Origin of the sequence: Nocardioides sp. GCM10027114 (assembly GCF_042659625.1) — a bacterium.
Classification (GTDB): domain Bacteria; phylum Actinomycetota; class Actinomycetes; order Propionibacteriales; family Nocardioidaceae; genus Nocardioides.
This window is the reverse complement of record NZ_JBHSSS010000011.1, coordinates 50748-60849: the sequence shown is the minus strand read 5'-3', so window position 1 is coordinate 60849 and position 10102 is coordinate 50748. Positions and strand designations below refer to the sequence as shown.

Sequence of the window (10102 nt, the reverse complement as noted above, 5' to 3'; positions counted from 1 at the left end):
CACGAAGGCCTCCTTCGGTGGCGGAGCGGTTCCTAGACAGCTCCACTCCACACCGGGAGGCCTTCGCCCATCTACAGGTCACATCGTGTCGTCGCAGGTTCTCGACCAACGTGCCTGGGCATCACAGCTAGCGGTACCCGTCCGGCCGGCGCGCGGCCAGGAAGACCGACGACCCGAACGGCAGGTCGCGGCGCCGCAGCAGCCGGCTCTCGGCCCGCGAGAGCCCCGTCAGAACCGCGTCCATCCGCGGCGACACCTGGGGCAGGCCCTGGTCCTCGCCGGCCCCGTCGGCCCGCCCCCTGACCCGGCCCTTGACCCTGCCCTTGATCCGCCGCAGCAGCCGCTCGGCGGCGAACATCGGGAACACCCCGGCGAACCCGTAGGTGCAGCGGTCCACCTCGAAGCCGGCCGCCTCGACCGCCGCGAGCAGCCGCGGCCGTGTGTAGCGGCGGTGGTGGCCGGCACGGACGTCGTGGTCGGTCCACGCCCACTCGTACGCCGGCACGGACAGCAGCAGCCGCCCGCCGGGCCGCAGCACCCGGTGGAGCTCGGCCAGCGCCGCGCCCTCGGGCTCGCAGTGCTCGACCACGTCGAAGGCGCCGACGGCGTCGAAGGTGCCGTCCGGGAACGGCAGCGCCAGCGCTGACGCGCACACCCCCTCGCCGGGGGTCAGGCCGCGGGGGTCGACGTCGACGGTGACCCGCCGGTCCCGCGCCCGCAGCCAGCCCACGCTCGGGCCGTCGGCGCTGCCGACGTCGAGCAGCAGCCCGGGTTCGTCGAGGTGGTCGCCCAGGGCGGCCTCGAGCAGTCCGGCGCGGGCGCGGTACCACCAGTAGTCGGGTTGCTCGATCGACGACGAGCCGGCCCGCCGCTCGCCGCTCACGCCCTGCTCGCCGTGGACGCCCTGCTCGCCGCTCACGCCGCCCTCCGCAGCGAGGCCACCAGCGCGGCCACGACCCGGTCGGTGTCGTCGGGGGTGAGCAGGTTGTGGAACGGCAGCCGCACGAGCCGGCGACTGACGTCCTCGCTCACCGGGCAGTCGGTCTCGAGGGCGGCGAACCGGCGCCCGGCGATCGAGTCGTGCAGCGGCACGTAGTGGAACGTCGTGTGGATGCCCTGCTCCTTCAGCTCCGCCATGACCCGGGTCCGGGTGTCGTGGTCGGGCATCAGCACGTGGAACAGGTGGTAGGCCGGCTCGCAGTGCTCGGGGACCACGGGCAGCCGCAGCCCCAGCTCCTCGGCGTGCGGCGTGAGCCCGGCGCGGTAGGCGTCGTACACACGCCGACGGGCGGCCTGAATGGTCTCGCGCGCCTCGAGCTGCCCCCAGAGGTACGCCGCCAGGGTGTCGGCGAGGCCGAAGGAGGAGCCGGTGTCGCGCCAGGTGTACTTGTCGACCATCCCCTGGAAGAACGCCTTGCGGTCGGTGCCCTTCTCGTGGAGCACCCAGGCCCGGGCGACGTCGTCGGGGTCGTTGAGCAGCAGCGCGCCGCCCTCGCCGCAGACGAAGTTCTTGGTCTCGTGGAAGCTCAGCGTCGCGAACCGGCCGAGGCTGCCGAGCGGCCTGCCCCGCCAGCGGCCGAACAGGCCGTGGGCGTTGTCCTCCACGATCGCGACGTCGGGCCGGTCGCGCAGCGCCTCGTTCAGGCCGTCCATGTCGGCGGCGACCCCGGCGTAGTGGACGACCACCACGGCGCGGACCGTGTCGCCGAGCCGGGGGTCGGCGAGGAGCTCGGCGACATGCCGCGGGTCGGGTCCGAGCGTCTCGGGCTCGATGTCGCAGAACAGGATCCGGGCGCCCTCGCGGGCGAACGCGAGCGCGGAGCTGGTGAACGTGAACGACGGCACGATCACCGTGTCGCCCGGCTGCAGGTCGAGCAGCAGCGCGCTCAGCTCCAGGGCCGCGGTGCACGAGGTCGTGAGCAGCGCCTCGGGGGCGCCGGTCTCCGCGCGGAGCAGCCGGCTGGCGCGCTCCGTGAACGGGCCGCCCGAGGAGGTGTGGCCGCCCTCGACGGACTCGCGCATGTACTCGAGCTCGGCGCCGGCGGTGCTGGCGCGGTTGAACGCGATCGGCGGCTGGCTCATGGTCCCCTTCGGCTGGTCGCTGGGTCGGTCCGGCGTCATCCTGCCGCATCCCGCCACGGCAGCGACCGGCCGAGCAGCTCGGCGAGCGCGCGGTCGCTCTCGGCGAAGTGGTCGCGCAGCCGGGCCGCCAGGTCGGCGGGCAGGTCCGCGGGGAGGCCCTCGGCCCCGCTGCGGCTGCTCTCGTTGACCGGGACGCCGAGCTCCGCCGGCACGAACCCGGGGTCGACACCGATCGCGGCGTAGGCGTCCCGGATGCGCGTCGGATCGGCGACGAGGTCCTCGAGCAGCAGCACGGTGACGTCGTCGCCGAACCGCTCCAGCCACGGCGCGAGGTAGTCGGCGTACCGGCCGCGCTCGAGGTAGGCGTACGGCGAGACCGAGGTCCGCCGCGGGTCCCACGGCAGCGGCCCCTCGAGGTTGCGCTCGAGTGCCTCCGCCAGCGGCCGCTCCTCGAGGCCGGAGTCGCGGCTGAAGGACCAGTGCGAGGCCGCGCGCGCCACGGGGTCGCGCAGCTGCACCAGCACGAGCGGGTCGCCCAGCACCGCCGCGGCGCGGTCGGCGCAGGCGGCGTACTCGAGGTAGCTGGTGCTCTTCTCGCCGAGGACGGTCTCGTCGGTCGCGTGGGCGAACCAGGTGGCGCGGTACCAGTCCGCGCCGCGCTCCACGACCTCGTCGGACAGGAAGACCTTGGGCTCCGGGCGCGCCGGCCGGGCCATCGCCACCTGCGGGTGCGCGGCCAGCTGGTCGTGGAGGTACGTCGTGCCGCACCGCTGCGCGCCCACCACCAGCAGGTGCCGGGCACGGCTCACTGGGGGACCCGCGTCAGCACGTGGTAGCTGTCCTCGCTGCTGACGGCGTTGAGCGTGCGCACGACGTACTCGCCGAGCATCGACAGCAGCGCCATCGTGAAGCCGCTGAAGACGGCGAGCAGCACGACCAGCGTCGTCCAGCCCTCGACGCGGGTGTCGCCGAAGATCCCCATCAGCAGGTAGACCCCGCCGAGCAGGAACGCGAGGCCGGAGAGCGCGAAGCCCATCAGGGCGGCCAGGCGCAGCGGGAACGAGGAGTAGCTGAAGAGGATCGTCAGCACGAGCCGGACGATCCGCAGCATGGAGTAGTTGCTCTTCCCGACCGGGCGGGGCTCGTGCCGGACGGTGACGTTGCCGCGGTGGCGCGAGTAGAGCAGCGCCTGGCCGGTCAGGTAGGGGTGCGCGGTGCGCGAGGCGCAGATCCGGTCGACGACGTCGCGACGCAGGATCCGGAAGTTGGAGACGGCGAGGTCCTGCGGCTGGCCGAAGATCCGCCGGTTGATGAGGTCGATCATCTTGCTGCCGAGGCGGCGGTAGCCGGCCGCCTGCTTGCGCTCGAACTTGCCGAAGACGACGTCCTTGCCGTCCATGGCGGCGTCGATGAGCAGCAGCGCCTGGTCGGGCGGGTTCTGCAGGTCGTCGTCCATGGTGATGACGAAGTCGCCCGTCGACTCGCGCAGGCCGGCGAGGTTGGCGTGGTGCTGGCCGTAGTTGCGCAGCAGGTCGAGCGCGACGACGGTCTGGTGGGTGCGCGCCTTCTCGGCAATGACCTCCCAGCTGCCGTCGGGGCTGCCGTCGTTGACGAGGATGACCTCGTGGTCGAGTCCGGCCTCCGTGAAGACCTCGACCACGCGGTCGACGGTCGTGCCGACGATCTGCTCGCTGTTGTAGACCGGGATGACGATCGAGTAGCGGAACTTCGTGCGGTCCAGTCTGGGGGAGGGGTCGAGCGGGGCCCCCGGGCGTGCGGTCATGGCGGTCAGTGTTCCACGTCGGTGTTGTACGTCGGTGGCTCAGCGATCCGGGCTCGTCCCCGCCTCCGCGAGCAGCTCCCGCAGGGCCGGCGCGCGGTCGCGCAGGTCCCGGTCGAGCCACCACGTCATGTTGGTGACGCGGCCCACGCGGACGTACTCCTCGCGCAGCGACGGCTCGAGCCACTCCGGCACCGTGCGCTCCGTGACGACCGCGTGCGGCCGGGTGGCGAGCATCCCCTCGGCATAGCCGGCCAGCCCGCCGGGCCAGGTGTCCTCGAGCCACCGCTCGACCGGCGGCGAGAACATCACGGCCCGGGGTTCCTGCTCCGTCCGGCTCAGCACGAGGGCCGTCGGAGCGCTGACCGCGAGCAGCCGCGGCTCGCTGGGCAGCTCGGCGAGGACGGCGTCGACGGTGTCGGCCTGCAGCGCCATCTCGTCGGTGCGGGTGGTGAGGCCGAACGTGACGGCCAGGGTGACCGCCCCGGCGACGAGGGCGGCGGTACCGGCACCCGCGAGGACTGCCCCAGGAAGGCCGGCAGACACGCGCCGCAGCAGGGCCGCGAGCAGCGCGCCGAGACCGCCGGCCCCGAGCGCGGCGAACGGCATGAGCGGGAAGGCGTCGGGCCAGCTGTTGTACGACGCGGCCGTCCATGCCGTCGCGGCCACGGCGCCCGCGGCGATGCCCGCGAGGAGGGCGCGGTCCCAGCCTGGGCCCGCCGGGCCCTCAGGGTTCTCGGGGTTCTCGGGGCCCCCGGGGCCCCCGGGGCCCCCGGGGCCCCCGGGGCCCTCGTGGCGGCCCCCGGGGCCGGTGCGGCGGACGAGCCCGGCCCCCACGGCGAGGACCACGACGGCCAGCAGCCCGGCCACCAGCAGGTGGACCGACCAGCCGAACCCGCCGCTCAGCCTGGTCCACGCGGCGGGCAGGTCGTCCAGCGCGCCGTACGTGCCGGCGTAACCGGCGTTGATGCCCCAGAACCCCTCGAGCAGCACGTCGAAGGCGCCGTACAGGAGGTAGGTGCCGGCCACGAGGCCGGTCGCCAGCAGCCCGCCCACGGCGACCCGGATGAGGGCGACGAGGCGGCCGTCGGCCCCCGGGTCGAGGAGGACCGCGAGGGTGAGGACCACGATCGCGGGCACGAACGCCGGCTGCCAGGTGAGGGTGGCGAGGGCCACCAGGAACCCCGCGGTCGGCCACCGCCGGTGCGCCGCCGCGAGCATCGCGGCGAGCACGAACATCACCATCGGCGTCTTCTCGCGCGGCCCGTACGTCGCCAGCTCGACGAGGCCGCCGAAGCTGAGCAGCGCCGCGGCGGCGACCAGGCCCGCGTGGGGCGACCGGAACACCCGGGTGGCGACCAGGTAGGCGAGCCCGACCGAGACCGCGGTGAAGCCGAGGTAGAGCGCCCGCATCGCGACCACGTCGTCCGCGCCGCTGTCGGCGCCCAGCAGCCGGCCCAGCCAGGCGCCCAGCCCGGGCAGCGCCTGCGCGAGCGGGCCGGCGCGGTTGACCACGGCCTCGTACGGCAGGTCGCCGTCGAGCACCTGCTGGCCGCCGTAGGCGTAGATGCCGAGGTCGCGGGTGAGCAGGCCCTCGAAGCCGCGCGGCAGGTACGCCGCGACCGCGGTGAGCGCGCAGAGCAGCGCCAGCGCCGGGTCGACCCAGCGGCGACCGGCCGGCCCGGGCGCGTCCTCCGCCGGTGCCGGCCCGGTCGGCTCGGCCGTGGTGCTGGTGGGGGCGGTCATGCCTGCCTTCCGTGCGGGCGAGGAGCGGGCTGTCAGGCCGAGTGTGCCCCAGCCAGGTCGACGACCACGGGAGCGTGGTCGGAGGGGCTGGTGGGCAGGCCCCGGTCGGGGTCCCGCTCCTCGGTGTCGATGAACGCCCCCGTCACGCGGCCGGCGAGGCTGGGGGAGCAGAGCGCGAAGTCGATCCGCAGCCCGCGGTTCCGCTGGAAGCGGTTCCGGTAGTAGTCCCAGTAGGTGTAGACCTCCGGGCCGGGGGTGTGCGGCCGCACCACGTCGACGTACCCCGTGTCGAGGAACTGCTGGAACGCCGCCCGCTCCGGCGGGGTCACGTGCGTCGACTTCGCGAACTGCTTCATGTCGAACACGTCCTCGTCGCGGGGCGCGATGTTCCAGTCGCCGACGAGGGCGGTGTCGCCGTCGACCCACTCCTTGGCCGCGTCGTGGAGCCGGGCCAGCCAGTCGAGCTTGTAGACGTAGTGCGGGTCGTCGGGCTTGCGGCCGTTGGGCACGTAGAGCGACCAGACACGGACGCCGCCGCAGGTGGCGGCGATGGCACGGGCCTCGGGGGCCGCCGGCTCGCCCCAGCCGGGCATTCCGGGGAAGCCGACCTGCACGTCGTCGAGGCCCACCCGGCTGATGATCGCGACACCGTTCCACTGGCTGTGGCCGGCCGCGGCGACCTCGTAGCCCAGCGACTCCAGCCCCATCAGCGGCAGCTGGTCCTCGCGGGCCTTGGTCTCCTGGAGGGCCAGCACGTCGACGTCGTGACGGGTCAGGAAGGCCTCCACCCGGTCGATCCGGGAGCGGAGGGAGTTGACGTTCCAGGTGGCGATGCGCACCGCGCCACCCTAGGTCGTGGGGTCCGTCGTACGACGTGGAGTCCCACGTCGGCGCCTCCGCCCCTTACCGTTGCGTGCCATGGAGCAGTCGGCACTCGGGGCGCACACGACGGACACGTCCGGTCCGGACCCCGCAGGGGAGCCCCGGACGGGAGACGTGGAGGCGCCGGTCACCCGGGCGGAGCGGGCGGCCGGGTGGGCTGTCCACACCTTCACCGCCACCGGCGCCGTCATGGCGCTGCTGATGGTGCACCTGTCCTACGAGGGCCGGGTCACCGCGGTGCTGTGGCTGTTCCTGCTGTCGATGATCGTCGACGGCTGCGACGGCTTCCTCGCCCGCCACTTCCGGGTGAAGACGACGGTGCCCAGCATCGACGGCGCCCTGCTCGACAACATCGTCGACTACATGACCTACGTGCTCGCGCCGATGCTGCTGCTCTGGTCCAACGGCTTCCTGCCGGGCGGCGTCGCGGGCGGGGTGGTGGCCTCGATCCCGGTGCTCGCGTCCTGCTACCAGTTCTGCCGCAGCGACGCGAAGACCGACGACCACTTCTTCCTCGGCTTCCCCAGCTACTGGAACATCGCCGCCTTCTACGTGATCGTCCTCGACCTCGGTGTCACCGCCGCGGTGTGGCTGCTGATGGTGCTGGCCGTGCTGGTCTTCGTCCCGGTCAAGTACGTCTACCCGTCGCGCACCGCGACCTTCTGGGGCCTCAACATGACCCTGGCCGTGGTGTGGCTGGGACTCTTCGGCCTGATCACCTGGCAGCTGCCTGACCCGAACCCGTGGCTGGTCGCGCTGTCGCTGGCCTACCCGGCCGTCTACCTCGTCGAGAGCCTCTGGCTGACCGCCCGGTCGGCCACCTCGGCGAGGGCGGCCAGGAACCGGTCGACGTCCTCGACGGTCGAGTAGGCCGCCAGCCCGGCGCGGACCCCGCCGGTGTCACCGAGGCCGGCGTGCCGGGACGCCTCGATCGCATAGAAGCTGCCCGCCGGCGCGTTGACCCGGTGGGCCGCCAGGCCCCGGCTGACGTCCGGCCCGTCGACGCCGGCCACGTTGAACAGCACGGTCGGGGTACGCCGCTCCGGCCGGCCGTGGACCGTCACGCCGTCGATGCCGGCCAACCCCGCCAGCAGCCGCTCGGTCAGCTCGCCCTCGTGGCGGCGTACCTCCGTCATGGCGGCGACGACCCGGCCGCGGCGGGTGCCGTTGCTCCCGTTGGTACCGTCGGGGTCGGCCAGCCCGGCGATCCAGTCGATCGCGGCGGTGGTCCCGGCGAGCAGCTCGTAGGGGAGCGTCCCGAGCTCGAACTGCTCCGGCACCGCCTGCGTCGACGGCAGCAGCTTGTCGGGGTGCAGGGTCTCGAGCAGCGCCGGGTCGGCGGCCAGGACGCCGAGGTGCGGGCCGAAGAACTTGTACGGCGAGCAGACCAGCAGGTCGGCGCCCAGCGCCGCCCGGTCCACGACCCCGTGGGGCGCCAGGTGGACCGCGTCGACGTGGACCAGCGCACCGACGGCGTGCGCGGCGTCGGCGACCCGGCGTACGTCCGGGAGGGTGCCGAACAGGTTGGAGGCGGCGGTGACCGCCACCAGCCGGGTCCGTTCGGAGAGCACGCTCGCGACGTCGTCGAGCTCGGCGGTGACGGGGTCGAAGCCCAGCCAGCGGACCGTGGCGCCCGCGCGCTCCGCCTCGATCACCCACGGCCGGATGTTGGCGTCGTGGTCGAGCCGGGTGACGACCACCTCGTCGCCCGGCCCCCACGGGCGGTCCCCGGAGCGGGCCAGGGTGCGGGCGAAGTCGAAGGTCAGCTGCGTCATCGACCGCCCGAACACGACCCCGCGCGGGTCGGTGGCGAGCAGGTCGCCGACGGCCTCGCGCGCACCGGCCACCACCGCCTCCGCCAGCCGCTCGGCCGGTGTGACGGACCCGCGGTTGGAGAGGCCGGCCGTCATCGTCGCCGCCACCGCCTCCGCCACCTGCCGAGGCACCTGCGACCCGCCCGGCCCGTCCAGGTGGGCCGCCGGGAGCCCACCGTCGGCCGGCCGGAGGGCGGGGAAGTCGGCGCGCACGCGGTTCACATCCACGCCCGCCATCCTGTCAGGGCGCAGGAACGCCCAACGGTGACCACACGGAGGTCGAGCCCGTCGAGACCCGGCAACCGGTGATCGAGGTGCGAGGCCGCTCGCGGCCGAGCCTCGAGATCCCCGCACCGGCGCAGGGCCGCAACAGAACGCCGGTCGAGCCCGTCGAGACCCGGCACCGGTGATCGAGGTGTGAGGCCGCTCGCGGCCGAGCCTCGAGATCCCCGCACCAACGCAGAGCAGCAACCGAACGCCGGTCGAGCCCGTCGAGACCCGGTGACCGAGGCAGGGCGGCGACCATACGGAGGTCGAGCCCGTCGAGACCCGGTGACCGAGGCAGGGCGGCGACCATACGGAGGTCGAGCCCGTCGAGACCTCTCACGATCGGGGCAGCACCCGGCTGGGATTGGGGCGGAGCCCCGGGCCGACCGTAGACTCGCCCCCCGTGGCTCTCACGATCGGCATCGTCGGACTCCCCAACGCGGGCAAGTCGACCCTCTTCAACGCCCTGACCAAGAACGACGTCCTCGCGGCGAACTACCCGTTCGCCACCATCGAGCCGAACGTCGGTGTCGTGGGCGTTCCGGACGACCGGCTGCCGAAGCTCGCCGAGATCTTCGACTCCGCCAAGGTGCTGCCGGCGACGGTCGAGTTCGTCGACATCGCGGGCATCGTGCGCGGCGCGTCGGAGGGCGAGGGGCTCGGCAACAAGTTCCTCTCCCACATCCGCGAGTCGGCCGCGATCTGCCAGGTCACCCGCGTCTTCCGCGACGAGGACGTCACCCACGTCGACGGGGAGGTCAACCCCGCCAACGACATCTCCACCATCCAGACCGAGCTGATCCTCGCCGACCTGCAGACGGTCGAGAAGGCGGTCCCGCGGCTGGAGAAGGAGGCCAAGGGCAAGAAGGACCTGCTGCCCGTCGTCGACGCGGCCAAGCAGGCGCTCGCCGCTCTCGAGGCCGGTACGCCGATCATCGCGACCGACATCGACCGCGACCTGATCCGGGAGCTGTCGCTGCTCACGGCGAAGCCCTACATCTACGTCTTCAACTGCGACTCCGACGAGCTCGCCGACGAGGAGCTCAAGCAGAAGATGCGCGACATCGTCGCGCCCGCCGAGGCGATCTTCCTCGACGCCAAGTTCGAGGCCGAGCTGGTCGAGCTGGGCGACGACGACGAGGCCCGCGAGATGCTCGCCGAGATGGGCATCGAGGAGCCGGGCCTCGAGGTGCTGGCCCGGGTCGGCTTCGACACGCTCGGCCTGCAGACCTACCTGACCGCCGGCCCCAAGGAGACGCGGGCCTGGACGATCAAGAAGGGCGCCACCGCCCCCGAGGCCGCCGGCGTCATCCACACCGACTTCCAGCGCGGCTTCATCAAGGCCGAGATCGTCTCGTTCGACGACCTCGTCGAGGCCGGCTCCATGCTCAAGGCCAAGGAGAAGGGCCTCGTCCGCATGGAGGGCAAGGACTACGTCATGCAGGACGGCGACGTCGTGGAGTTCCGCTTCAACGTCTGACGAACGCCGCCTGCCGGGGCGTGATGCGTCGGCTCCGAGGCCTAGGTTGAC

9 protein-coding genes are annotated in these 10102 nt (G+C 73.2%); 2 read left to right on the top strand and 7 right to left on the bottom strand.

Translation table 11 applies throughout. The features are described from left to right. Window positions 1-127: 127 nt before the first annotated feature. The 6 genes from ACFP2E_RS06630 to ACFP2E_RS06605 are packed head-to-tail and all read right to left on the bottom strand — an operon-like array spanning window position 128 to window position 6447. Window positions 128-919, bottom strand: a complete 792-nt coding sequence (locus tag ACFP2E_RS06630) for a class I SAM-dependent methyltransferase (protein WP_378522734.1) — start codon at window positions 917-919, stop codon at window positions 128-130. After that, window positions 916-2082: a dTDP-4-amino-4,6-dideoxygalactose transaminase gene (rffA, locus tag ACFP2E_RS06625; protein WP_378522733.1), complete on the bottom strand. Its 1167-nt coding sequence runs from the start codon at window positions 2080-2082 to the stop codon at window positions 916-918. Before rffA ends, ACFP2E_RS06630 begins: the two co-directional genes overlap by 4 nt. A gap of 35 nt (window positions 2083-2117) precedes the next feature. After that, complete coding sequence (locus ACFP2E_RS06620) at window positions 2118-2891, bottom strand: sulfotransferase family protein (RefSeq protein WP_378522732.1); 774 nt, start codon at window positions 2889-2891, stop codon at window positions 2118-2120. Next, on the bottom strand, window positions 2888-3865 hold the full coding sequence (locus ACFP2E_RS06615; RefSeq protein WP_378522731.1) for a glycosyltransferase family 2 protein: 978 nt from the start codon (window positions 3863-3865) through the stop codon (window positions 2888-2890). The genes ACFP2E_RS06620 and ACFP2E_RS06615 overlap by 4 nt, the downstream gene beginning before the upstream one ends. 39 nt (window positions 3866-3904) lie before the next feature. After that, the gene (locus tag ACFP2E_RS06610) at window positions 3905-5608 is read right to left on the bottom strand and encodes a hypothetical protein (RefSeq protein ID WP_378522730.1); all 1704 of its coding nucleotides are present in this window, start codon (window positions 5606-5608) and stop codon (window positions 3905-3907) included. Between the two features lie 32 nt (window positions 5609-5640). Continuing rightward, window positions 5641-6447 carry an exodeoxyribonuclease III gene (locus ACFP2E_RS06605; RefSeq protein ID WP_378522729.1) on the bottom strand — a complete coding sequence of 269 codons (807 nt, stop codon included), beginning with the start codon at window positions 6445-6447 and terminating at the stop codon, window positions 5641-5643. Between the two features lie 79 nt (window positions 6448-6526). Between ACFP2E_RS06605 and ACFP2E_RS06600 the strand changes: the two genes are divergently transcribed. Next, entirely contained in the window at window positions 6527-7360 is an 834-nt protein-coding gene (locus tag ACFP2E_RS06600; protein WP_378522728.1) for a CDP-alcohol phosphatidyltransferase family protein, read from the top strand. On the opposite strand, the gene ACFP2E_RS06595 is transcribed toward ACFP2E_RS06600, so the two are convergent. Further along, window positions 7270-8541 carry a cysteine desulfurase-like protein gene (locus ACFP2E_RS06595; RefSeq protein WP_378522727.1) on the bottom strand — a complete coding sequence of 424 codons (1272 nt, stop codon included), beginning with the start codon at window positions 8539-8541 and terminating at the stop codon, window positions 7270-7272. The two genes, ACFP2E_RS06600 and ACFP2E_RS06595, sit on opposite strands and share 91 nt — an antisense overlap. Before the next feature lie 433 nt (window positions 8542-8974). Here ACFP2E_RS06595 and ychF point away from each other — a divergent pair, with 433 nt between their 5' ends. Continuing rightward, window positions 8975-10051, top strand: coding sequence for a redox-regulated ATPase YchF (gene ychF, locus ACFP2E_RS06590; RefSeq protein ID WP_378522726.1), 1077 nt, complete (start codon window positions 8975-8977; stop codon window positions 10049-10051). The last annotated feature ends 51 nt before the right edge of the window (window positions 10052-10102 follow it).

Bases quoted from the DNA above. Each gene is read 5' to 3' on its own strand.
- rffA (WP_378522733.1), bottom strand. From the start codon at position 2,082: ATGAGCCAGCCGCCGATCGCGTTCAACCGCGCCAGCACCGCCGGCGCC.
- ACFP2E_RS06615 (WP_378522731.1), bottom strand. From the start codon at position 3,865: ATGACCGCACGCCCGGGGGCCCCGCTCGACCCCTCCCCCAGACTGGAC.
- ACFP2E_RS06610 (WP_378522730.1), bottom strand. From the start codon at position 5,608: ATGACCGCCCCCACCAGCACCACGGCCGAGCCGACCGGGCCGGCACCG.
- ACFP2E_RS06600 (WP_378522728.1), top strand. From the start codon at position 6,527: ATGGAGCAGTCGGCACTCGGGGCGCACACGACGGACACGTCCGGTCCG.
- ACFP2E_RS06595 (WP_378522727.1), bottom strand. From the start codon at position 8,541: ATGGCGGGCGTGGATGTGAACCGCGTGCGCGCCGACTTCCCCGCCCTC.